Raw genomic sequence first — 21,361 nt, 5'->3', positions numbered from 1 at the left:
CTGGACGCTCGGGCAAGGAAGGATGGCAGTCCTCGCTGATCCCGGGTGGAGCGGGAAGGTTCCATCGTCCCCACCACCACCGCGCCCTCGACGCCGCAGAGGTGGAGCGTCAGGTCTTATCGCGGTCGGGCGACTGACCGAGGCCGTGTGGTCGAGGTCCTAGTTGCCGCCCTTCCAACCGCCGACGACCCGCAACAGATCGCCGCCACGACGGCCGTTCAGCCGGCACGGTGCGATGACGCGGTCATAGACGATGGCCCGGCCGTTCCGCCCCCGGACGGCGACACAGGCCAGGAACCTGCTTCGCACCAGCCTAGACAGATGATCACGGTCGGTCCGGCCTGTCGGACCGTGAAACTCCGGTGCGTCAAAGTCCGACGGCCGGACCTCAATCCACATGGCCGGATTTGCACTGGGACCGAGGCACGGGCTATCGCCGTCGCCGATGTAGCGGACGACGCCGGAGACGGTCTCACCGTACCGGCTCGGGAGACGTCCCTCACAGGGGGCCGCGTGGGCGACGGCCGGGGCCAAGGATGAGGCTGGCGAGGATCAGGATCAATTTCATCGACGCACGATGGAGCGCGTCTGTCGCTCCGCCAAGCCGCGACCGCAGCAAAGGGGAAAGCGAGGGCGGCGGCGGCGCTCCAACGGGGAGCGCAGACCAGGAGGTCGCCATGAGATCCCTTCCGCGCCACGCAGAGGCCCCCCCGCTGGCCTCGATGCCGCACCGCGCGACGCCGGAGCCCTCGACGCTCACCGCACTCGATGACCAGACCTTGCTCGGCCTGCTGTTGGGCCGGTGTCTGGCCGGGTCGGATGTCGATCCGATCGCCGAGGCCTTGCTGGATCGGTTCGGATCTCTCGGCGACATAGCTGCCGCCGAAGTCTCCGAACTCGGCCGTCTCCCGGGACTGGGTCCGACCGCAATCCTGGATCTCAAGCTTCTGCGCGAGCTTAGCATCCGGCTGGCCCGAAGCGCCGCCTGCGCCCGCCCGGTCCTGTCGTCATGGAACACAGTCCTGGCCTATGCGCGGACAACCTTAGCCTATCTCCCGCGGGAGCAGTTCCGGACGCTCTATCTGGATCGCCGCAACATCCTGCTGTGCGACGAACTCGTCGCCGACGGATCCGCTTATCGGGTCGATGCCGTGTCCCCGGCCGGGGCCGGCGGCCTGACCCAGTTGATGCCGGGGACGGCGGCCGACCTCGCTGTTCGCGACCGATTTGACCCGATCGAGAACTTGAATGGCGGGGCCGACTATCTGGCGCGGCAGTTGCTTCGTTTCGGGGAGGTCCGCCTCGCCCTTGCAGCGTATAACTCGGGACCGGACCGCGTCGCTCGTCTCGGCCGCATCCCGCACATCGCGGAGACCCAGGCCTATGTGGCTTCCGCAGTGGACTGTTACCTCGCGCTCACGGCCGGGCGCGGCGCCCGGAACTCCCGCGAGTGCCGGTCGCCGGAGCCCGGTCGATGATCCCCGCAGCAGAGCCTGTGGTTCCTGCGTCAGAGGCGGCTGACGAGGATCTCCTGACCCGCAAGGAGGCGTCCGCCTTCTTGGTCCAGTACGGCATTCGCATGAAGCCCGAGACCCTTGCGCGACTGTGGTCCACTGGCGGCAATGGGCCTCCCTGTCTGCACGTTCGGCACAGGCCCTACTATCCGCGTGGCGTGCTTCGCGCCTGGGCTCTGACCCAGGTTAGCGACCTTCGCGCGTCTGCGCCGCCCGCGGCCAAGGGGCGGCGTCATGGTTGAGGCGGGACTGGAAGGGTTCAGAACCGAGTGGCCGTCGACGGTAGCGGACCTGCTGATCGACCCGGCGGTCAGCTTCGCTTTGAAAGATGTTCTTCGACTCTGGGAAGTCCGCGATCCGGTCGATGCGGCGCGAGACGCCCGGTTGCTCGCCGAGGTTCTGGAGCGCCGGGCAGACGAGGCGGTGTCATGGATACGGTGACCGTCCCACCCTTCGATGAACTGGAGGATCGCATTTTGCCGTGGTCGCAGGTGAAGATTATCTGCGGGCTGAGCCGGACGACGGTCTGGCGCATGTCGAAGACCGGGGATTTCCCGGCCTGTGTTCAGGTCTCGCAGAACCGGGTCGGATGGTGGCAGAGCGAACTGCTCGCATGGAAACGGGCAAGAACGCCACGGCGTCTCCCGGAGCCCCGGGTCGTTTTGGCAGCCTTGAAGCCGCTCGAGCCGACGCAGGTCAGCCAGACCGTGGAGGAGCAGCTGGATACCTCGGCATCGGTCGTCGCGACTGGCCAGGATCCAACCGCCAAGACCCGCCGGAAACGAAAGCCGGTCGTCCCGGAGAACCAGACGACGTTCGACTTCGGTGGCTGAAGGGATGGTCAGGTCGATCCCGCTCGCCTGAAACGCACGCGGTCGGCGCCGGCGATCAGGACGGCGTCGAAACCGGCATCCGTCCAGGCCTTGTGCTGAACAGGGGCCGTGGCCGGTTCGCTCGGGCTGGCCCACCACTGCGGCAAGCTCGCGCTCTTGGGCAGCATATAGCCGATCTTGCGCTCCATCTCGACGAAAGAGAGTTCGAGATCATCGGCCTTCTGTTTGCGGAGATAGTCCCGAAGCGGATCGTACTTGCCCATGACCTACAAAGCCGGACAGCGCCGCTATTGCCAAGGGACAGACGCGATGAAAACCTATGCGGAGGCGCTGGAGCCCGACGCGCGATACCGGATCGTGATGACGGACGACCCGGTCGACGGCCTGCGCCCATTGAGCTTCCGCGACCACTACGACATGGTCGCCGATCTGGAGCTGCCTGCCGGTGCGCCTGACGTCGTGGTCAGGATCTACGCGCGCGCCCTGAATGCGCTGATCTACGGCTGGCTTGACTACGAACTGATGGTGGTCGCCGCCGGCCAGGCCCTGGCCAGTCTCGAGTTCGCTCTCAAGATCCGCCTGGGCGCTGACGCGAAGAAGATGCCCGGTCTTGCGAGGCGTCTTGGATATGCGGTTGAACGGAACATTCTATCGACCCCGCAGAAAAGTCAGTGGGGCGACGATCATGTGTTGCTGGTCCACATTCGCAACGAGATCGCTCACGGAAGCGAGCACGTCTATCCGCCCAACCTCGCCGCAATCATATTCGACCGTTGTCGGGCGCTGATTTGCGAGCTTAACGACCTTCCGGCGCCGAGCCTCCGAAAACGATGACGGCGTCGCCCTTCCGCGCCTCGTGAGACCGACATGGACAAGTTTGAGCTTCTGAGCACGTTCTGCGAAAGCGCCATTTCGCGGCCGGAAGAGAGCCGGCCGGTCATCATCCCCTGGAGCGACCAGTCCCGGCTTCTCTGGCCGGAGGCGCAGTATTTCGCTCCGTGGCGCGATGTCGCCTATGCCTCGGCATCAGAACGCGCTGCAGATAACGCGATCCAGGACCGCGTCCGCCTCAGGCGCTGGAAACGGGTTTCGCCGGAGATCGGGCGGGTGTTGGGCTCTCGCCTCACGCAGGCGCTGGCCGTTATCCAGGTCAATGAGATGGCCGGTGAGCGTGCAGGAACACCCTTTCCGTCGGGACTGGACGATAAGGCGCTGACCTCGGTCCTGTTGATCTACTGGTGCTACGCAATGGAGCTGCCGCTGGCGGAGTCGGGCGGCGCGACGGCGGGCCGCGCCTGACGAGGCCTGACCCGCGGCCTACGGGATTGGCGACCTCGGAATTGAAGTCGAACGGACGTCCGAATCTGGCGCACACTCAAGGCAGTTCGCCTTGAACTTCCGGATTCCTCGATGACCGCATCCATCTCTCTCGTCATGCCCGACTTCAGAGCGGTGTCCGACGAGGACCTTGAGTCCCTGCTACCCCAGGCGGACGGCGCCTGGAGCCGGCAGACCAGGGCCCTGATGCTCGGCCTGGGAGCGCAGAAACTCAATCTGAACAGCAACTGGGCCGAGGTTCGGCGTGACTGGGTCTGCGAGGCCTGTCAGCGGCGCAAGCCTGAGATCGCGCGGGTCAGCGATCACGGCGTCCTTCTATGCCAGCTGGAATGGCATCACGACCACCTGCGCGACCACGCCAAAAAGATGCTTCGCCCGCTGGTGAACATCGAGGACCGGACCCCGGAAGGCCGGGATCTCCGGCGCGGCGTCGACGCCTGCAAGGACCTCACCATGCGGTTCTTCACAACGCTTATCTGCAATGACTGCAATACCGCCGAGGGGAAGGCCAAGGGCCGGTTGGGCGACCTGATCCCCAGCTATTTCAGCTTCTCGCCCCGCGAGATCACGCGCTTCATACGGGTGCAGCCCAACCGGATGCATGGGATCGACGATGAAGCGGTCCGTGAAGTCTGGAACGAGGTCGAGCGCGACGTGGCGGACCGGCTCGCCTTTCTCGACATCCTCGCGGGGCGTCTGAGAGCGGGAGGCCATCGCATCCAGGGCAATCCCCCGCAGTTCTGGAGCTCACCCGTCCTGACGTCGGTCCTGCCTCACCTCGCGGCGCGACAGGGGCAGGACGCCGAAAGCCTTTATCGGATACCCGGCATCGTTTCGGAGCGTTCGGTTCGTCACGACGGTTTCGGCGTTTCGCCCCGTCTCAAGCGGACCGCCTCGCGTGTGGATCGGCGTGGAAAAGGGACCCCGTTAGCGGTGTGATCGGCGTCGAATAAGGACCCCTCATTCCTGAGGTCTAACGGTGGCGGCTTGGCGGATGTCAGGCGGCGAGTTCGGGATGTTGGTGTTGGAGACGGTGTTGAGGATTCGGCGCGAGTTTGCGTCCGGGAAGGCGATCAAGGCGATCGCGCGTGACCTTCGATTGTCGCGCAAGGTGGTGCGCAAGGCGATCCGGGAGCCGGATGCGGAGTTCGCCTATCGGCGGGCGGTGCAGCCGTTGCCGAGGCTGGCGCCGTTCCAGGCCAGGCTCGATGAGCTGCTGGAAGAGGACGAGGCGCGGCCGCGGCGCGAGAAGCTGCGGATGACGCGGGTTCATGACCTGCTGGTGCGCGAGGGGTTCGACGGGTCGTACGACGCGGTCCGGCGCTACGCGGCGGGGTGGCGGCTGAAGCGACGCCGGGGCGTGGCGGACGCGCCATCGTTCATCCCGCTGATGTTCCGGCCGGGCGAGGCCTACCAGTTCGACTGGAGCCACGAGGACGTGGAGATCGCGGGCAAGCCGATGCGGGTGAAGGTGGCGTACATGCGGCTGTGCGCCTCGCGGGCGATCTATGTTCGGGCCTATCCGCGCGAGACCCAGGAGATGCTGTTCGACGCGCATGCGCGGGCGTTCGCCTTCTTCGGCGGCGTGCCGACGCGCGGGATCTACGACAACATGAAGACGGCGGTGACGACGGTGTTCACGGGCAAGGACCGGGTGTTCAACCGGCGCTTCCTGGTCATGGCGAGCCACTACATGGTGGAGCCGACGGCCTGCTCCCCGGCGGCGGGCTGGGAGAAGGGCCAGGTCGAACACCAGGTCCAGACGGCCCGGGGACGGTTCTTCCAGCCGCGCCTGCGCTTCACCAGCCTGGAGGAGCTGAACGGCTGGCTGGAGGCGGAGTGCCGGCGCTGGGGCGAGCTGCGTCAGCACCCCGAGCAGAAAGAGCTGACGGTTGCTCAGGCCCTGGCCGCCGAGCGGCCGGCGCTGCAGCCGATGCTGGGCCCGTTCGACGGCTTCCACGAGAGCGAGCACGCGGTGACGGGGACCTGCCTGATCAGCTTCGACCGCAACCGCTACTCGGTGATGGCTAGAGCGGGACGCCGTACGGTGCAGGTCCGCGCCTATGCCGACCGGATCGTCGTGCGTTGCGAGGGTGAGGTCGTCGCCGACCATCGCCGGTTCTTCGGTCGAGACCGCACCCTGTATGACCCATGGCACTACCTCCCGGTGCTGGCGACCAAGCCCGGCGCCCTGCGCAATGGCGCGCCGTTCCAGGACTGGGAGTTGCCGCCGGGGCTGGCCCGCCTGAGGCGCAAGCTGGGTGCGGGCGACGAAGCCGATCGCCGGTTCGTGCGGGTTCTGGCGGCGGTGCTGGAAGACGGCCTGGAGCCGGTCGAGGCCGCGGCGCGCGAGGCGCTCGCCGCCGGGACCGTCAGCGACGACGTCATCCTCAACATCCTGGCGCGCCGGCGCGAACCGCCCCGGCCGCTGAGCATCGTCACGCCCGATGACCTGGCGCTGCGGCATCCGCCTCTGGCGGACTGCGACCGCTACGACAGCTTGCGAGGCCTGCATGCAGCGGCATGAGATGATGGCGGCCCTGACCGGCCTGGGCCTCAAGGGCATGGCCGGAGCCTTCGACGAGGCGGTCACCACGGGCCTGCAGCGCAAGCGCACGACCATGGAGATCCTCGCCGACCTGCTGCGCGCCGAGACGACCCACCGGCATGCGGCTTCCATCCGTTACCGGATGGCGGCGGCCAGGCTGCCCGCCGTGAAGGACCTCGACGCCTTCGTGTTCGACGACACGCCGATCAACGAGGGGCTGGTGCGCTCGCTTCACAGCGGCGCCTTCCTGGCGAACCGGCGCAACATCGTGCTGGTCGGCGGGACAGGCACGGGCAAGACCCACCTGGCCACCGCCATCATCGCCAACGTCGTGCGGGCCGGGGCGCGTGGCCGGTACTTCAACACCGTCGACCTGGTGAACCGCCTCGAGGAGGAGACCCGCCTGGGCAAGGCCGGTGCGCTGGCTGCTCACCTCTGCCGCCTCGACGTCGTGGTCCTCGACGAGCTTGGCTACCTGCCGTTCGCCCGCTCGGGCGGCCAGCTGCTGTTCCACCTGATCAGCAAGCTCTACGAGCGGACCTCGGTGATCGTCACGACCAACCTCGCCTTCGGCGAATGGCCGACCGTGTTCGGCGATCCCAAGATGACCACGGCCCTGCTCGACCGCATCACCCACCACTGCGACATCGTCGAGACCGGCAACGACAGCTGGCGCTTCAAACACCGCAGCTAACCCTCCACGAAGAACGCCAGGCGAGGGTTGAGCCTCCGGTCGGGCTACGCCCTCCCTACGCCCCAACCCTCGCAAGCGGTGCGCTCGTGACGTCCATCCCGAACCTCAAAAGGGGGTCCCTATTGCACGCCGATAGGGGGTCCCTTTTAGACGCCGATTGACATTCCTATCATTTGAACACTCATAGTGTCCTAATATGAAGATTGTCAAACATGTTGGTTTGACATTCGGCATATTGGAACACCGCGAGCGTCTTACTACGCTCAAAGTCAAACCATGGCTCCGGATTGATATCGGCCCGTGGACCCGAGTTCAGGCCTTGGGACTGAAACGCTCACCGATCCGCTCTGCAAGCGCGCGAACAGGATCGTCGCTCAGATGGGCATACCGTTCCGTGGCGCGACTGTTGGCGTGTCCCAGCGCCTTGCCGATCATCGGGAGGCTGGCCCCGTCGGCTAGGGCGAAGCTTGCGAAACTGTGGCGCAGGTCGTGGATGCGGACGCCTTCCAGCTTGGCTTTGGGGAGCACCTTGTCCCGCCAGATCTTGGACTCGGAGGTCGCATATCCGTTGTCGCCCTTGGCGGCCGGGAAGACGAATTGGCTTCGACCGCGGGTCTTGTAGAGACGGTGCAGGATTCCGAAGGCCATGTCGTTGAGCGAGATCCGACGATCCCCCGTGCGGCCACCGGCCTTGGTGCGGCTCGGCGGCAGCACGAGCCGACGCCGATCAAAATCGACCTCCGTCCAGCGCAGGCCCGCGATCTCGTTGCGCCTTGCGCCCGTCAGAAGCAGAAGCCGATAGACAGCGCCCTGCCGTTCGGAGATCGTCGCACCCGCTTCCAGGGCGTCCAGCGCTGCGATCAAATCCTGAGCCTGGGACTCGGACAGGAAGCGCTCGACCGCCGGCCTAATCTTGCGTTCGACTTTGGCGCAGGGGTTCGGGCCGGCGAAATGGCCCTTGTCGATCGCCCAGTTGAAGGTCGCCCGCAGGGTGGAATAGGTCCGGTCAGCGATGCCTGCCCCGCCCTTTACGATGGATCGACCACGAAGTTTGGTCTTCACATCCTTGGCGGTCTTCCCGGCCGTGATCGATCGGATCATCCCGGTGATGTGGTCGCGAGTGACCGTATCAAGCGCCATCTTCCCGAGCAGGGGCACGACGTGGCGCTCGAGGTTCGTCCGGTCCATGGCCCATGACGAATCCCGTTTGGTCGGTTTGTCGTCCGGCCCCCTCTCCAGATAGAGCTCAACCAAGCCTTTGACGGTAAGGCCCTCGATGCGCCTGCGGGCTTCGCCGGGATCGATGCCGCGCCGTGCGTCGACCACCACCGATGCGGCCTCCTTGCGAGCGCGGTCCGCGGTGAGCTTGTCCGGACCGTCCCCATGCTCGCCAAGCGTCAGCCAGCGTTGGATCCCGCGGACCCGGTACTTGATGGCGAAGATTCTTCGGACCGGCTTGGCTGCATGGCCCTGTCGGGTCTCGGTCCCTGGATAGATCCGAAGGCAGAAGCCTGCGATCTCGCTGTCCCAGATTCGACCCTCGCCGGTCTCCGGAACGGGCGCGCTCTCAACCACGCGCTTGGTGAGTTTTTGCTTCGTCATGGCGATAGAAATATACGCTCATTTCCGAGCCACCGCTACCACTCCGCTACCAACTCAAGTGAAACCGGCCGAAACGCTCCGCAACCGGATAAACAAGAAACTCTATGCAAAACAACATACAAAGCTGATTTTTGGAACGTCCTGAAAAGCCCGGAAATGCTGATCCCCAACATTGCCAAGGTTGGGGTCGAGAGTTCGAATCTCTTCGCCCGCTCCAAGTCGAGAACACGAAACGGCCCGTCAGAAATGACGGGCCGTTTGTCGTTTCAGGTCTGTTTCTCATCTGGATTTCGGAAGCGGGCGGCCTTTCGTCCTCTCGACCTGTCGGACAGGATTTGCTTGGCTGGGCCGCACCATTCGATGAGGCCGTCCATGATCCGTCACCGCCGCAAACTGGTCGCGTTGGCCGCACTCGCCGTCTCTGGCATCGCGCTGGGCGCCTGCGCCTATAACGAGGCCCTGGGCCGCAGCCAGTTCCTGATCGTCGACAACGCCTCGATGATCCAGCAGTCGAACGCCGCCTGGGCCGAGGCTGTCCGCACCCAGAACGTGACCACGACGGGCGCCCAGGTCGACCGCATCCGCCGGGTGGGGAGCAAGCTGGTGCAGGCGGCCCGTCTCGACAATCGGACCTGGGACTATGCGGTCTTCACCAACACCAGCCCCAACGCCTTCGTCCTGCCGTCCGGCCAGATCGGCGTGACCACGGGTCTGTTGTCGCTGGTGCAGAACGACGACCAGCTGGCCGCCGTCATCGGCCACGAGATCGCGCACGTCGTCGCCAATCATGCGGCGGAGCGTTCCTCGTCCCAGGCCGTGACCTCCATCGGCCTGCAGCTGGGTCAGAGGATCGCGGGCGACTATGGGCAGGCGGTGGGCGCCTATGGCGGTCTGGCGGCCCAGTACGGGGTCCTCCTGCCCTATTCGCGTCGCGACGAACTGGAGGCGGATCGGTTGGGCGTGGACTATGTTCAGGCGGCCGGGTGGCGGCCCAGCCAGTCGGTGGCCCTGTGGCGGCTGATGGCGGCGCAGCGTCAGACGGCGACGCCGCAGTTCGCCTCGACCCACCCGTCCGATGCGACGCGCGTCACGGCGCTGGAGCAGTATATCGCCAGCCGCGGCTGGAGCTGATCAGACCCGAATGTCGAGATAGGTCCCGGGGCGCATGATCCGGGGCTCCTCGCGCTGGGCGCTGGGCGGCGCCTCGGCCGGGCGGGTCGGGCTGACCGTGAGGATCGTGGACATGACGGCGGCGGAAGGCAGGGGCGCCGATGGAGCAGCCGCAGCCTGCGCCTGGTTCATCGCCGCCCGGAAGAAGGCCGCCTGGGCGCTGCGTGCGCTGGGCAGGTCCAACCCCTGCTGGGTCGGCGTCAAAGACATTCCGGGGCGAATCGCGCTCATGCGGACATGGTTAACGCATACCGTCGAGAAATGGTTAATGCGCCGGTGAAGCTTTCAGTGTTTTGCGCTGGGCGGCTGGCGCGGCGGGGCCTGCATCGAGGCGACCAGGCGCTCGATATCCGCATCGTTCAACAGCGGGCCGGAGTGTTTGGCGGTGATCCGGCCCATGGCGTCGACGGCGAAGGTCTCGGGCACGCCTGAAATCCCCAGGTCCAGCCCGGCGCGTCCCTCATGGTCCACCAGAACCAGCGCGAACGGATCGCCCAGTTCATCCAGGAAGGCGCGGGTGGCCACCGGTTCGTCCTTGTAGGCGATGCCGACCACATTGACGCCGCGCGCCTTCAGTTCCAGCAGCTTGGGGTGCTCCACCCGGCACGGCGCGCACCAGGAGGCGAAGACATTGACCAGCATGGGTTTGCCCACCCCGGCGGTCTTCAGGTCCAGATTGCCTGGGCCGGGCTGGTCGCCGGTCAGCATGGGCAGGACCGTCTCGGGGATCTGCTGGCCGACCATGGCGTCAGGCTTGTAGGCGGGGTCACGATTCAACGACCAGCCGACGAACAGTACGGCGAGAGCCGCAAGCACGGCCAGGGGGATCAGCGCCAGCCAGCGGTTCATTGTTCCTGTCCTGCCGCGCGTTGCGCTGCTTGAGAACGCGCTGCCTCATCGGCGTCTGTCAGGTGCTTGAGTTCGCGCTTCCACCGGCGCGAGGCGATGAGGGCGCGGGCGGCCAGAGCGATCAGGACCAGGGCGCTGGCGCCCCAGGCGGGCCAGACGAACAGCGCGTAACGGCCCATGTCGAGGTCCAGCATTCAGGCCTCCATCCTTAAGCTTCCAGCGCCTGTCGGGCGCGCAGGGTGACGACGCGGCGACGCCGGACCTCGGTGCGGATCGCGGTAAGCCACAGGGCCAGGAACAGCACGCCATAGGCCGCCAACATGGTCAGAAAGGGCGGCAGATAGACTGGGTCCAGCCCCGATGATCCGGGCGTCAGAAAACTGGCGGGCTGGTGCAGGGTGTTCCACCAGTCGACCGAGAATTTGACGATCGGCAGATTGATCAGGCCGACCAGACCCAGCACGGCGGCGGCGCGCGCTCCCTTCTGCTCGTCGTCGATGGAGGCTCTCAGCGCCATATAGCCAAGATAGAACAGGAACAGCACCAGCACACTGGTCAGCCGCGCGTCCCACACCCACCAGGTGCCCCACATCGGCTTGCCCCACAGCGAACCAGTGAACAGGGCCAGGGCGGTGAAGGCCGCGCCCGGCAGGGCGGCGGCGCGGGCGGCGGCGTCGGCCAGGGCGTGACGGAAGACCAGGGCAAAAAAGCTGGACACGCCCAGGGCCGCATAGGCGCCCAGCCCCCAGACGGCGGCGGGCACATGGACGAACATGATCCGCACCGTCTCGCCCTGCTGATAATCGGCGGGCACGGTGAAGCTGAGCCAGCTTCCGACCGCCAGCAACACGACGGCCAGCCCCCACAGAATGGGGGTCAGCGGCCCGGTGAAGGCCATGAAGCGCTGCGGGTTTGACAGGCCGAACATCGGTCAGCGCTTACGCGGCGTCGCGGCGAGGGGCAAGCGGCGGTCCTGCATGATCTCTGGCATCATCTCTGGCGTCATTCCTGGGCGTTCCTGACGGCGGCGGCGCTGGCGAAGGCGGTGATGACGGCGGCGAACAGGACATAGGCGCCCAGGAAGGCCAGCGCGGGGACAGGCGACTGGCCGCTGGACGCCCGTTCCAGGGCGCCTGCGCCGAAGACGACGGGCGGAATGAACAGGGGCAGGACGACGACCGCGATCAGCAGGCCGCCGCGCCGTGCGCCCAGCGCCAGGGCGGCGCCCAGCGTCCCGGTCAGGGCGAAACCTGCTCCGCCGATCAGGGCGGACAGGGCCGTCAGGGGGGCGAGCCCAGGCGGCAGGCCCAGCGCCATGGCGGCGATGGGGGCCGTCAGGCCCAGCGGAACGCCGACGGCGATCCACTGGGCCAGGGCCTTGATCATGACCACGGCCTCCATCGGCAGATGACCCAGCGCGAGCAGGTCCAGCGCCCCATCCTCCAGGTCACGTTCGAACAGCCGCTCCAGCGACAGCAGCGACGCCAGGGCCAGGGCCAGCCAGGCGACGCCGCCGGCGACAGGGCCCAGCGTGCGAAAATCCCCGCCGACCGCCAGGGGCAGCACCGCCGTCAGACAGACGAAGAAGCCGCAGGCCAGCAAGGGCCCGCCGCCGCCGCTCCAGGCCAGATCAAGCTCACGCTCCAGCAGCACGCGGGTGGCGCCGCGCAGGCCCGGCGGACGCGGTTCGCGCTGAACGGAGGGGCGGCTCATCCCAGACCTCCCAGATCAAGCGTGCGGACGGGAATGGGCAGCGGATCATGTACGGCGGCGACGATCAGACCGTCAGCGTCCAGATGGCGGCGCATCTGGTCGGCGAAGGCCTCGCGCCAGCGCACATCCAGCGGCGCCATCGGTTCGTCCAGAAGCCACAGGGCGCGTGGCGACCCGATCAGCCGACCCATGGCCAGACGACGGCGCTGACCTGCGGACAGGCGGCGCACCTCCAGGTCCAGCAGGGGCTGCAGGCCGAACGCCTCGGCGGCGTGGTCAAAACCGTGCTGGGTGTGGCCCAGCCAGTCGCACTGGAAGCCCAGTTCTTCCCGCGTCGTCCGTCCCGTCTTCAGCGCGTCCTGATGGCCCAGGAAATGGACCTCGCGCCCGCGCGCCGTGCGCTCGTCCAGCAGATTGCCGTCGCCGTCGCGGAACGCGATGGTCCCGGCGTCGGGCCGCAGCAGACCGGCGATGGCGCGCAACAGGCTGGTCTTGCCGGCGCCGTTCGCCCCTGTCAGCGCCAGGGCCTGGCCTGCCTTCAGTTCCAGGTTCAGGCCTTTAAACAGCCTGCGCTCGCCGCGTATGACGGTCAGGTCGGCCAGGGTCAGGGTGTGGATCATGCGGGCGGGCCGATCTGGGCGATGCCGATCTGGGCGATGCCGATCTGTGCGATAATGTTGCGAACCCTTCTCAATGTCCACGTCAGGGGTGTGGACTCATGGACGGTGGGATCACGCAGGACTATATGCGCGGTTGCCGCAGCAGGCTTTCGCCGCGCGCGCAGGGGTCCTGTGAGCCGCTGCGTCTGTCGCGCGAAGGCGCAACCGGATTGTCGGGCGGCGCTGACCAGAGGAATGCTCCATGCCGTCAATCGACAGCCTCAAGACCCGCCAGGACCTCGCCGTCGGGCGTAAGAAATACGCCTATTACAGCCTTCCCGCCGCTGAGGAAGCCGGTCTGACCGGGATTTCCCGTCTGCCGCGCTCGATGAAGGTGCTTCTCGAGAACCTGCTGCGCAACGAAGACGGCGTCTCCGTCACCGAAGCCGACCTGAAGGCCGTCGCCGCCTGGATCGAGAACAAGGGCGCCGTCGAGCACGAGATCGCCTTCCGTCCGGCCCGCGTGCTGATGCAGGACTTCACCGGCGTTCCCGCCGTGGTCGACCTGGCCGCCATGCGCGACGCCATGTCCGCCCTGGGCGCCGACGCGGCCAAGATCAACCCGCTGGTCCCCGTCGATCTGGTCATCGACCACTCGGTCATGGTCGACAATTTCGGCACCGCCAAGTCGTTCGGCCAGAACGTCGAGCGCGAATATGAGCGCAACATCGAGCGCTACAATTTCCTGCGCTGGGGTTCGTCGGCCTTCAACAACTTCCGCGTCGTTCCCCCCGGCACCGGCATCTGCCACCAGGTGAACCTGGAGAACCTGGCCCAGACCGTCTGGACCATCGACGAGGGCAAGAAGACCGTCGCCTATCCCGACACCGTCGTGGGCACCGACAGCCACACCACCATGATCAACGGCCTGGCCGTCCTGGGTTGGGGCGTGGGCGGCATCGAGGCCGAGGCCGCCATGCTGGGCCAGCCGATCCCGATGCTGATCCCGGAAGTCATCGGCTTCAAGCTGACCGGCCGTCTGCCGGAAGGCGCGACCGCGACCGATCTGGTCCTGACCGTCACCCAGATGCTGCGCAAGAAGGGCGTGGTCGGCAAGTTCGTCGAGTTCTTCGGCGACGCCCTGCCGAACATGACGATCGAAGATCAGGCGACCATCGCCAACATGGCCCCGGAATACGGCGCCACCTGCGGCTTCTTCCCCGTGTCCGCCGCCACCATCGGCTATCTGACCGCCACGGGCCGCGACAAGGCGCGCGTCGCCCTGGTCGAAGCCTATGCCAAGGCCCAGGGCCTGTGGATCGACGAAACCTCGGAAGATCCGGTCTTCACAGATGTGCTGGAACTGGACATCTCAACCGTCGTGCCGTCGCTGGCCGGTCCCAAGCGTCCGCAGGACCGGGTCGAGCTGACCACCGCCGCCCCGTCGTTCGAGACCGCCCTGACCGAAGTCTTCAACCGTCCGTCCGACGCCCCGCGCGCCGATGTCGAGGGCCAGAAGTTCACCGTCGGCGACGGCGACGTGGTCATCGCGGCCATCACGTCCTGCACCAACACCTCCAACCCGTCGGTCCTGATCGCCGCCGGTCTGGTCGCGCGCAAGGCCCATGCCCTGGGCCTGAAGGCCAAGCCCTGGGTCAAGACCTCGCTGGCCCCCGGCTCGCAGGTCGTCACCGACTATCTGAACGACGCCGGTCTGCAGAAGGACCTGGACGCCCTCGGCTTCAACCTGGTCGGCTATGGCTGCACCACCTGCATCGGCAACTCGGGCCCGCTGGACCCGGCCATCTCCAAGGCGATCAACGACAACGCCCTGGTCGCCACCTCGGTCCTGTCGGGCAACCGCAACTTCGAAGGCCGGGTGAACCCGGACGTCCAGGCCAACTATCTGGCCTCGCCGCCGCTGGTCGTGGCCTACGCCATCGCCGGTTCGATGCGGATCGACATCACCAAGGACCCGATCGGCCAGGACAAGAAGGGCAAGGATGTCTTCCTGAAGGACATCTGGCCGACCAGCCAGGAGATCGCCGACATCCAGAAGAAGTCGGTCACCCCGGCCATGTTCGCCAAACGCTACAAGGACGTCTTCAAGGGCGACAAGCACTGGCAGGCGATCAAGGTCACCGGCGGCCAGACCTATGAGTGGGACGACAAGTCGACCTATGTCGCCAACCCGCCCTATTTCGAAGGCCTGTCGATGGAGCTGACCCCGGTTCAGGACATCGTGGAGGCGCGCGTCCTGGCCATCTTCGGTGACAGCATCACCACCGACCACATCAGCCCGGCCGGTTCGATCAAGAAGACCTCGCCCGCCGGCGTCTATCTGACCAACCACGGCGTCGAGGCGGCCGAGTTCAACAGCTACGGCGCCCGCCGCGGCAACCACGAAGTCATGATGCGCGGCACCTTCGCCAACATCCGCATCAAGAACCGCATCACGCCGGAAATCGAAGGCGGCGTGACCAAGCACTTCCCGTCGGGCGACACCATGTCGATCTACGACGCGGCCATGCGCTACCAGTCGGAAGGCCGTCCTCTGGTCGTCTTCGCCGGCAAGGAATACGGCACCGGCTCGTCGCGCGACTGGGCGGCCAAGGGCACGAACCTGCTGGGCGTCCGCGCTGTCATCGCCGAAAGCTTCGAGCGCATCCACCGTTCGAACCTGGTCGGCATGGGCGTGGTGCCGCTGCAGTTCAAGCAAGACGGCTGGCTGAAGCTGGGCCTGACCGGCGAAGAGATCGTCACCATCCGCGGCCTGACCGACGCCAACATCGGCAAGCTGAAGCCGCGTCAGGACCTGTGGGTCGAGCTGTTCCGCCCGTCGGACGGCAAGATGGCCCGCTTCCCGGTCCGCTGCCGCATCGATAACCAGACCGAGCTGGACTACCTGCGCGCAGGCGGCGTCATGCCCTACGTCCTGCGCAACCTCGCAGGCGGCCCGGAAGCCGAAGCCCCCATCGCCGCCGAGTAAGGCGCGGCTTCAGTCGAATACGGCAAAGGCCGGTGGAGCAATCCACCGGCCTTTTTCGTGGGTGATGGGACCGTGATTTGTGGAAACTTTCCGCTGACGTGCATCCGTTCGCCCTGCCGGAAGCCTCCTTGATGCGTGAAGACCGCAGAGAGAGCCTCATGATCCGAACAATTTCCGCTGCCTGCGCGGCCGCGATCACCCTTGCGTTCATTCCTGACGTTTCTGCTGCACAACCGGTGTCGAATGCGGACCCATCCGCCGTGACGATGAGCGCCGCCGATAATCGCGCGGTGGTTCTGTCGCTGGCGCAGGTGCTGAGAGAGCGGTTCGCCTTTCATGATCGGGGCATCGCGGCAGCACGGACGATAGAGGCGATGGAGCGGCGCGGCGCGTTTCGCGAGGCGCGCACCGCCGCCGGATTGTTGGCCCTGATCGACACCCAGATCGCGCCGGTCGTCGATGATCGCCACTTCCGCGTCCGCTATGTGGGGCCAGAGGTCACGGCAGGCTTCAATGAGGCGCCGCCGACAACGGAAGACGTGGCGGCCTTTCAGGAAGAGGTGCGTCTTCGCGGCGGCGAGATTCCCGAGGTCCGCTGGTTGGCCGGCAATGTGGGCTATCTACGTGTTCGAATGTTCCTGGACAGCCCGCCCAGCGCCGAGAAACTGGCCGCCGGATTGAACATGCTGTCGGATGTCAGCGCGCTGATTATCGATGTCCGGGGCGCGCCTGGCGGCGATCCGGCCGGGGTGGCGAATGCAATTGGCCATCTGGTGAGGGAGCGCACCCCTACCGTCAGAACCCAGAACCCGCACGACGCCACGGCCAGTCGAACCTATTACGCCGAACCCAGGACGCCGAACTTCGCGGACAGGCCGGTCTTTGTGCTGATCGACAAGCGAACCGGCTCCGGCGCTGAAGAGTTCGCCTATGACCTGCAGGCCCTGCGCCGGGCGACCCTGATTGGACAGACGACCTATGGCGCGGCCACGCCGGGTGGTTTACGACCCCTGGCCAAGGGTTTCGCCGCCTTCATTCCGATGGAGCAGGTCGCCAACACCCTGACCGGCGCGAACTGGGAAGGCGTCGGCGTAAGCCCTGATGTCGAGGTTCCGAGCGAACAGGCTTTGACCCGCGCCCATCGTCTGGCGCTGGAGGCCGTCCTTAAGGACGCACAAGGCGTCCGCCGCGAGATCGCTGAGGAGGGACTGGCCTCGCTGGATGCGTCGTCGGGGGATCAGCCCTGACTGCGCCCTTGTCGGATCCAGTCTTTGGTTGAGGTCAGGATTTCATCGGACAGGGCCTCGTCCTCCACGGACCGGGCCAGGATGAGGGCGCCGACCATGGCGGACCATGTGCCGATGGCTTCGCGGCGGGCGTCTTCGGCGCCGTCGTGCGTGGACAGGGCGTCGGTGAAGCGTGCGATCTGGGAGGCCACGGCGTCGGACATGACGGTCCGGCCCTCGCCGGACTGGCGCCGGGCGTCGGACGCCAGGGCCGCTGTGGCGCAGCCGCGCCCGAGGTTGTCGCGATGCTGGGAGGACAGATAGTCGTCCACATAGGCGTCCAGACTGGCCGGGCGCCTCTGCAGGCTTTGGTCCGCCAGATGTGACAGGGTTTCGGCGATCAGATCGTCCTTGGACGAGAAATGGCCGTAGAAGCCGCCGTGCGTCAGACCGGCCGCCTTCATCACCTCGGAGACGCTGACGGCCTCGAACCCCCTTTCGCGAAACCGCTCCCCGGCTGCATCGAGGATGCGTCGGCGGTTCGCCTGCATCTGGTCGCGGCTGACCTTCATGGCCTCGTCTCCTGTTCAGGCATTGACGGATACATGATGGGCGTCATATTTGGCAACAATCATGATGCCTGTCATGATTAAACTGGCGACAGGAGCCGACGACATGTCCACCCTTCCTTCCGTTCTCATCACCGGCGCCTCCAGCGGCATCGGGGCGACCTATGCCGACCGGTTCGCGCGGCGCGGGCATGATCTGGTTCTGGTCGCCCGCGACAAGACGCGGATGGAGACCCTGGCTGAACGGCTGCGGGCGGAGACCGGCGTGAAGATCGAGGTGCTGGCCGCCGACCTGACCCGGGTCGAGGATGTGGAGGCGGTCGTGGCGCGTCTGCGGGACGACGAGCGGATCGGGGTTCTGGTCAACAATGCGGGCGCCAGCCTGAGCGGCGGCTTCACCCGACAGGAGGCAGGCGACATCATGCGACTGGTCAGCCTGAACGCCTCGGCCGTCGCCGCCCTGGCCAGCGCGGTCGCGCCGCGCTTCATCAAGGCGGGGCAGGGGGCGATCATCAATATCGGCTCTGTCGTCGGACTGGCGCCGGAACTGGGTTTGTCGGTCTATGGGGCCACCAAGGCCTTCGTCCTGTATCTGTCGCAGGGTCTGGCCAACGAGCTTGGTCCCAAGGGCGTCTATGTCCAGGCGGTGCTGCCGGCGGCCACGCGCACCGAAATCTGGGATCGCTCCGGCGCGGATCTGAGCAGGATCCCGTCGCTGATGGAGGTGGATGATCTGGTCGACGCGGCCCTGATCGGCTTTGACCGGCGCGAACTGGTCACCATACCGCCGCTGGACGACGCGGGGTTGTGGGACAGGCTGCAGACCGCGCGCCAGGCCATGCTGCCCAGCTTCGGCGTCAACCAACTGGCCGACCGCTACCGCAGCGAGGCCTGAAGTCGCGGCGTGTCCCGCCGCTTCCTTCCAGAAGAAAGGGCCGACGGATATTTCCGTCGGCCCTTCGTCATTTCAGACTGTCGTTCCGCCTATTCAGCAGCAAACCGATCCGCATATTCCGGGATCTGGTCGAAGTTCATGTAGCGGTAGACCTCGTCGCGGGCGCCGTCGATGACGCCCATCTCGGCCATGTATTCCGCCACGGTCGGGATGCGGCCCAGCTTGGAGGCGACCGCCGCCAGTTCGGCCGAGGCCAGATAGACGTTCGAACCCTTGCCCAGACGGTTGGGGAAGTTGCGGGTCGAGGTCGAGACGACGGTGGCGCCTTCCTTCACCTGGGCCTGGTTGCCCATGCACAGCGAACAGCCCGGCATCTCCATGCGCGCGCCTGCGCCGCCCAGGGTCGAATAGTGGCCCTCCTTGGTCAGTTCGGCGGCGTCCATCTTGGTCGGCGGGGCGACCCACAGACGGGTCGGGATGTCCTTCTTGCCCTTCAGCAGCAGCGAGGCCGCGCGGAAGTGGCCGATGTTGGTCATGCACGAACCGATGAAGACCTCGTCGATCGGGGTCTCCTGCACCGACGACAGCAGGCGCGCGTCGTCGGGGTCGTTCGGGGCGCACAGGACCGGCTCGGTCACGTCCGCCAGGTCGATCTCGATGACATGGGCGTATTCGGCGTCGGCGTCGGCCTCCAGCAGGGTCGGGGCGGCCAGCCAGGCCTCCATGGCGTCGATGCGGCGCTGAAGCGTGCGGGCGTCGGCGTAGCCATCGGCGATCATGTTCTTCATCAGCACGATGTTGGAGGTCATGTACTCGATGATCGGCTCCTTGTTCAGCTTGACGGTGCAACCCGCCGCCGAACGCTCGGCCGAGGCGTCGGTCAGTTCGAACGCCTGCTCCACCTTCAGGTCCGGCAGACCCTCGATCTCAAGCACGCGGCCCGAGAAGGCGTTGATCTTGCCCGCCTTGGCCACCGTCAGCAGGCCCTGCTTGATGGCGTAATAGGGGATGGCGTGGACCAGATCGCGCAGAGTGATGCCCGGCTGAAGCTCGCCCTTGAAGCGGACCAGGATGGATTCCGGCATGTCCAGCGGCATGACGCCGGTGGCCGCGCCGAACGCCACCAGACCCGAACCGGCGGGGAAGGAGATGCCGATGGGGAAGCGGGTGTGGCTGTCGCCGCCCGTGCCGACGGTGTCGGGCAGCAGCAGGCGGTTCAGCCACGAGTGGATCACGCCGTCGCCCGGACGCAGGGCCACGCCGCCGCGGTTGGAGATGAACTCGGGCAGTTCTCGGTGCGTCTTGACGTCGACCGGCTTGGGATAGGCGGCGGTGTGGCAGAAGGACTGCATCACCATGTCGGCCGAGAAGCCCAGGCAGGCCAGGTCCTTCAGCTCGTCGCGCGTCATCGGGCCGGTGGTGTCCTGCGACCCCACGGTGGTCATGCGCGGCTCGCAATAGGTGCCGGGACGGATGCCCTTGCCTTCCGGCAGACCGCAGGCGCGGCCGACCATCTTCTGGGCCAGGGTGTAGCCCTTGCCGGTGTCCTCAGGCTCGACTGGCAGGCGGAAGACGGTCGAGGCGGCCAGGCCCAGGGTCTCACGCGCACGCGCCGTCAGCGACCGGCCGATGATCAGGTTGATGCGGCCTCCGGCTTGAACTTCGTCCAGCAGGACCTGGTTCTTCAGGGCGAAGGTCTCGACCACGGCGCCGTCGCGCTCGATCTTGCCCTCATACGGATAGATGTCGATCACATCGCCCATGTTCAGCTGGGTGACGTCCACCTCGATCGGCAGGGCGCCGGAATCTTCCTGGGTGTTGAAGAAGATCGGGGCGATCTTGCCGCCCAGGGTCACGCCGCCGAAACGCTTGTTCGGAACATACGGGATGTCCTGGCCGGTGGCCCAGATCACGCTGTTGGTCGCCGACTTGCGCGACGAGCCGGTGCCGACCACGTCGCCGACATAGGCGACCAGATGGCCCTTGGCCTTCAGGTCTTCGATGAACTGCATCGGCCCGCGCACGCCGTCCTGCTCGGGCGTGATGCCGGGGCGGGCGTTCTTCAGCATGGCCAGATAGTGCAGCGGAATGTCGGGGCGCGACCAGGCGTCGGGCGCGGGCGACAGGTCGTCGGTGTTGGTTTCGCCCGTCACCTTGAACACCGTGACGGTGATCTTGTCGGCGACCTTTTCGCGGCTGGTGAACCACTCGGCCTCGGCCCAGGATTCCAGCACGGACTGGGCGTTGGCGGCGCCGGGCTGCTTGCCGCTCTTGGCCAGTTCGGAGACGTCGTGGAAGAAGTCGAACATCAAAAGGGTCTTCTTCAGACCCTCGGCGGCGGTCTGACCGACGGCGGCGTCGTTCAGCAGGTCGATCAGCGGTTTGACGTTATAGCCGCCGACCATGGTGCCCAGCAGTTCGGTGGCGCGTTCGCGCGACAGCGACGGCACGGCGAAGTCGCCATGCGCCACGGCGGACAGGAAGGAGGCCTTGACCTTGGCCGCGTCGTCCACGCCGGGCGGCACGCGATGGGCCAGCAGGTTCAGCAGCTCCTGCTCGGATTCTCCGGCGGGCGGGGCCTTGATCAGCTCGATCAGATCGGCGGTCTGCTGCGCCGAGAGCGGAAGCGGCGGAATGCCGAGGGCCGCGCGTTCGGCGACGTGAGTGCGATATGATTCCAGCATGTGCGGCCTTCCTTGATCCGGTCCGCGATCAGGCGCGCCCGCTGGCCCGCCAAACCGCGCGGGGCCTTTCCCACATAAGGAATGGGGTCGCAATAGAAGCAGGGCTGATGCAGCCTCGACCTCCGTCGTAGGTGGAGC

The 21,361-nt window shown here is 66.4% G+C and carries 23 protein-coding genes; 12 read left to right on the top strand and 11 right to left on the bottom strand.

Annotated elements, in window-relative coordinates; all coding sequences use genetic code 11:
* Positions 1 to 159 precede the first annotated feature (159 nt).
* Complete coding sequence (locus JKF87_RS18300) at positions 160 to 309, bottom strand: hypothetical protein (RefSeq protein WP_236261259.1); 150 nt, start codon at positions 307 to 309, stop codon at positions 160 to 162.
* A gap of 368 nt (positions 310 to 677) precedes the next feature.
* Here JKF87_RS18300 and JKF87_RS09810 point away from each other — a divergent pair, with 368 nt between their 5' ends.
* From JKF87_RS09810 to JKF87_RS09800, 3 genes are all read left to right on the top strand, one after another.
* Positions 678 to 1,478, top strand: a complete 801-nt coding sequence (locus tag JKF87_RS09810; RefSeq protein WP_236261258.1) for a transglycosylase SLT domain-containing protein — start codon at positions 678 to 680, stop codon at positions 1,476 to 1,478.
* 270 nt (positions 1,479 to 1,748) lie between these two features.
* Entirely contained in the window at positions 1,749 to 1,955 is a 207-nt protein-coding gene (locus tag JKF87_RS09805; protein ID WP_201099702.1) for a hypothetical protein, read from the top strand.
* Positions 1,943 to 2,347 (top strand): helix-turn-helix transcriptional regulator, encoded by a 405-nt coding sequence (locus JKF87_RS09800; protein WP_201099701.1) that lies wholly within the window; start codon positions 1,943 to 1,945, stop codon positions 2,345 to 2,347. The genes JKF87_RS09805 and JKF87_RS09800 overlap by 13 nt, the downstream gene beginning before the upstream one ends.
* Positions 2,348 to 2,355: 8 nt before the next feature.
* Here the strand turns inward: JKF87_RS09800 and JKF87_RS09795 are convergent, their stop codons facing one another.
* A complete protein-coding gene (locus tag JKF87_RS09795) occupies positions 2,356 to 2,610 on the bottom strand; it encodes a DUF7662 domain-containing protein (RefSeq protein WP_201099700.1) in 255 nt (84 codons plus the stop codon).
* Here JKF87_RS09795 and JKF87_RS09790 point away from each other — a divergent pair.
* From JKF87_RS09790 to istB, 5 genes are all read left to right on the top strand, one after another.
* On the top strand, positions 2,609 to 3,181 hold the full coding sequence (locus JKF87_RS09790) for a hypothetical protein (RefSeq protein WP_201099699.1): 573 nt from the start codon (positions 2,609 to 2,611) through the stop codon (positions 3,179 to 3,181). The two genes, JKF87_RS09795 and JKF87_RS09790, sit on opposite strands and share 2 nt — an antisense overlap.
* A gap of 33 nt (positions 3,182 to 3,214) precedes the next feature.
* Positions 3,215 to 3,646: a hypothetical protein gene (locus JKF87_RS09785; RefSeq protein WP_201099698.1), complete on the top strand. Its 432-nt coding sequence runs from the start codon at positions 3,215 to 3,217 to the stop codon at positions 3,644 to 3,646.
* A gap of 111 nt (positions 3,647 to 3,757) precedes the next feature.
* Complete coding sequence (locus tag JKF87_RS09780) at positions 3,758 to 4,624, top strand: hypothetical protein (protein ID WP_201099697.1); 867 nt, start codon at positions 3,758 to 3,760, stop codon at positions 4,622 to 4,624.
* Positions 4,625 to 4,700: 76 nt separating this feature from the next.
* Entirely contained in the window at positions 4,701 to 6,212 is a 1,512-nt protein-coding gene (gene istA / locus JKF87_RS09775) for an IS21 family transposase (protein WP_201099696.1), read from the top strand.
* Positions 6,199 to 6,927 (top strand): IS21-like element helper ATPase IstB, encoded by a 729-nt coding sequence (gene istB, locus JKF87_RS09770; RefSeq protein ID WP_003170613.1) that lies wholly within the window; start codon positions 6,199 to 6,201, stop codon positions 6,925 to 6,927. The genes istA and istB overlap by 14 nt, the downstream gene beginning before the upstream one ends.
* 312 nt (positions 6,928 to 7,239) lie before the next feature.
* Here istB and JKF87_RS09765 read toward each other — a convergent pair whose 3' ends face one another.
* Positions 7,240 to 8,529, bottom strand: a complete 1,290-nt coding sequence (locus tag JKF87_RS09765; protein WP_201099695.1) for a tyrosine-type recombinase/integrase — start codon at positions 8,527 to 8,529, stop codon at positions 7,240 to 7,242.
* 372 nt (positions 8,530 to 8,901) lie between these two features.
* Between JKF87_RS09765 and JKF87_RS09760 the strand changes: the two genes are divergently transcribed.
* On the top strand, positions 8,902 to 9,660 hold the full coding sequence (locus JKF87_RS09760) for a M48 family metallopeptidase (RefSeq protein WP_201099694.1): 759 nt from the start codon (positions 8,902 to 8,904) through the stop codon (positions 9,658 to 9,660).
* Here the strand turns inward: JKF87_RS09760 and JKF87_RS09755 are convergent, their stop codons facing one another.
* From JKF87_RS09755 to ccmA, 6 genes are all read right to left on the bottom strand, one after another.
* The gene (locus tag JKF87_RS09755) at positions 9,661 to 9,930 is read right to left on the bottom strand and encodes a hypothetical protein (protein WP_201099693.1); all 270 of its coding nucleotides are present in this window, start codon (positions 9,928 to 9,930) and stop codon (positions 9,661 to 9,663) included. It lies immediately after the preceding gene.
* A 54-nt stretch (positions 9,931 to 9,984) separates the two neighbouring features.
* Positions 9,985 to 10,548, bottom strand: a complete 564-nt coding sequence (locus JKF87_RS09750) for a DsbE family thiol:disulfide interchange protein (RefSeq protein ID WP_201099692.1) — start codon at positions 10,546 to 10,548, stop codon at positions 9,985 to 9,987.
* Complete coding sequence (gene ccmD, locus JKF87_RS09745; RefSeq protein ID WP_201099691.1) at positions 10,545 to 10,742, bottom strand: heme exporter protein CcmD; 198 nt, start codon at positions 10,740 to 10,742, stop codon at positions 10,545 to 10,547. Before ccmD ends, JKF87_RS09750 begins: the two co-directional genes overlap by 4 nt.
* Before the next feature lie 14 nt (positions 10,743 to 10,756).
* The gene (ccmC, locus tag JKF87_RS09740) at positions 10,757 to 11,476 is read right to left on the bottom strand and encodes a heme ABC transporter permease CcmC (protein WP_201099690.1); all 720 of its coding nucleotides are present in this window, start codon (positions 11,474 to 11,476) and stop codon (positions 10,757 to 10,759) included.
* A gap of 74 nt (positions 11,477 to 11,550) precedes the next feature.
* Positions 11,551 to 12,261: a heme exporter protein CcmB gene (gene ccmB / locus JKF87_RS09735; protein ID WP_201099689.1), complete on the bottom strand. Its 711-nt coding sequence runs from the start codon at positions 12,259 to 12,261 to the stop codon at positions 11,551 to 11,553.
* Complete coding sequence (gene ccmA / locus JKF87_RS09730; protein WP_201099688.1) at positions 12,258 to 12,881, bottom strand: heme ABC exporter ATP-binding protein CcmA; 624 nt, start codon at positions 12,879 to 12,881, stop codon at positions 12,258 to 12,260. The genes ccmB and ccmA overlap by 4 nt, the downstream gene beginning before the upstream one ends.
* Positions 12,882 to 13,122: 241 nt before the next feature.
* On the opposite strand from ccmA, the gene acnA reads away from it, so the two are divergent.
* Together acnA and JKF87_RS09720 are read left to right on the top strand one after the other, a co-directional pair.
* A complete protein-coding gene (gene acnA / locus JKF87_RS09725) occupies positions 13,123 to 15,849 on the top strand; it encodes an aconitate hydratase AcnA (RefSeq protein WP_201099687.1) in 2,727 nt (908 codons plus the stop codon).
* Between the two features lie 266 nt (positions 15,850 to 16,115).
* Positions 16,116 to 17,096 (top strand): S41 family peptidase, encoded by a 981-nt coding sequence (locus JKF87_RS09720; protein WP_201099686.1) that lies wholly within the window; start codon positions 16,116 to 16,118, stop codon positions 17,094 to 17,096.
* On the opposite strand, the gene JKF87_RS09715 is transcribed toward JKF87_RS09720, so the two are convergent.
* Positions 17,087 to 17,647, bottom strand: coding sequence for a TetR/AcrR family transcriptional regulator (locus JKF87_RS09715; RefSeq protein WP_201099685.1), 561 nt, complete (start codon positions 17,645 to 17,647; stop codon positions 17,087 to 17,089). The genes JKF87_RS09720 and JKF87_RS09715 overlap by 10 nt on opposite strands.
* 103 nt (positions 17,648 to 17,750) lie before the next feature.
* Between JKF87_RS09715 and JKF87_RS09710 the strand changes: the two genes are divergently transcribed.
* A complete protein-coding gene (locus JKF87_RS09710) occupies positions 17,751 to 18,539 on the top strand; it encodes an SDR family NAD(P)-dependent oxidoreductase (RefSeq protein ID WP_201099684.1) in 789 nt (262 codons plus the stop codon).
* Positions 18,540 to 18,628: 89 nt separating this feature from the next.
* On the opposite strand, the gene acnB is transcribed toward JKF87_RS09710, so the two are convergent.
* On the bottom strand, positions 18,629 to 21,223 hold the full coding sequence (gene acnB / locus JKF87_RS09705) for a bifunctional aconitate hydratase 2/2-methylisocitrate dehydratase (RefSeq protein ID WP_201099683.1): 2,595 nt from the start codon (positions 21,221 to 21,223) through the stop codon (positions 18,629 to 18,631).
* Positions 21,224 to 21,361: the final 138 nt, after the last annotated feature.

Origin of the sequence: Brevundimonas nasdae (genome assembly GCF_016654005.1) — a bacterium.
GTDB classification, from domain to species: domain Bacteria; phylum Pseudomonadota; class Alphaproteobacteria; order Caulobacterales; family Caulobacteraceae; genus Brevundimonas; species Brevundimonas nasdae.
Note: the sequence above shows the minus strand (reverse complement) of the source record. Positions and strands in the feature narration are given on the sequence as shown.

Bases quoted from the DNA above. Each gene is read 5' to 3' on its own strand.
- JKF87_RS09810 (WP_236261258.1), top strand. From the start codon at position 678: ATGAGATCCCTTCCGCGCCACGCAGAGGCCCCCCCGCTGGCCTCGATG.
- JKF87_RS09805 (WP_201099702.1), top strand. From the start codon at position 1,749: ATGGTTGAGGCGGGACTGGAAGGGTTCAGAACCGAGTGGCCGTCGACG.
- JKF87_RS09800 (WP_201099701.1), top strand. From the start codon at position 1,943: ATGGATACGGTGACCGTCCCACCCTTCGATGAACTGGAGGATCGCATT.
- JKF87_RS09790 (WP_201099699.1), top strand. From the start codon at position 2,609: ATGACCTACAAAGCCGGACAGCGCCGCTATTGCCAAGGGACAGACGCG.
- JKF87_RS09795 (WP_201099700.1), bottom strand. From the start codon at position 2,610: ATGGGCAAGTACGATCCGCTTCGGGACTATCTCCGCAAACAGAAGGCC.
- JKF87_RS09785 (WP_201099698.1), top strand. From the start codon at position 3,215: ATGGACAAGTTTGAGCTTCTGAGCACGTTCTGCGAAAGCGCCATTTCG.
- JKF87_RS09780 (WP_201099697.1), top strand. From the start codon at position 3,758: ATGACCGCATCCATCTCTCTCGTCATGCCCGACTTCAGAGCGGTGTCC.
- istA (WP_201099696.1), top strand. From the start codon at position 4,701: ATGTTGGTGTTGGAGACGGTGTTGAGGATTCGGCGCGAGTTTGCGTCC.
- istB (WP_003170613.1), top strand. From the start codon at position 6,199: ATGCAGCGGCATGAGATGATGGCGGCCCTGACCGGCCTGGGCCTCAAG.
- JKF87_RS09765 (WP_201099695.1), bottom strand. From the start codon at position 8,529: ATGACGAAGCAAAAACTCACCAAGCGCGTGGTTGAGAGCGCGCCCGTT.
- JKF87_RS09760 (WP_201099694.1), top strand. From the start codon at position 8,902: ATGATCCGTCACCGCCGCAAACTGGTCGCGTTGGCCGCACTCGCCGTC.
- JKF87_RS09755 (WP_201099693.1), bottom strand. From the start codon at position 9,930: ATGAGCGCGATTCGCCCCGGAATGTCTTTGACGCCGACCCAGCAGGGG.
- JKF87_RS09750 (WP_201099692.1), bottom strand. From the start codon at position 10,548: ATGAACCGCTGGCTGGCGCTGATCCCCCTGGCCGTGCTTGCGGCTCTC.
- ccmD (WP_201099691.1), bottom strand. From the start codon at position 10,742: ATGCTGGACCTCGACATGGGCCGTTACGCGCTGTTCGTCTGGCCCGCC.
- ccmC (WP_201099690.1), bottom strand. From the start codon at position 11,476: ATGTTCGGCCTGTCAAACCCGCAGCGCTTCATGGCCTTCACCGGGCCG.
- ccmB (WP_201099689.1), bottom strand. From the start codon at position 12,261: ATGAGCCGCCCCTCCGTTCAGCGCGAACCGCGTCCGCCGGGCCTGCGC.
- ccmA (WP_201099688.1), bottom strand. From the start codon at position 12,881: ATGATCCACACCCTGACCCTGGCCGACCTGACCGTCATACGCGGCGAG.
- acnA (WP_201099687.1), top strand. From the start codon at position 13,123: ATGCCGTCAATCGACAGCCTCAAGACCCGCCAGGACCTCGCCGTCGGG.
- JKF87_RS09720 (WP_201099686.1), top strand. From the start codon at position 16,116: ATGAGCGCCGCCGATAATCGCGCGGTGGTTCTGTCGCTGGCGCAGGTG.
- JKF87_RS09715 (WP_201099685.1), bottom strand. From the start codon at position 17,647: ATGAAGGTCAGCCGCGACCAGATGCAGGCGAACCGCCGACGCATCCTC.
- JKF87_RS09710 (WP_201099684.1), top strand. From the start codon at position 17,751: ATGTCCACCCTTCCTTCCGTTCTCATCACCGGCGCCTCCAGCGGCATC.
- acnB (WP_201099683.1), bottom strand. From the start codon at position 21,223: ATGCTGGAATCATATCGCACTCACGTCGCCGAACGCGCGGCCCTCGGC.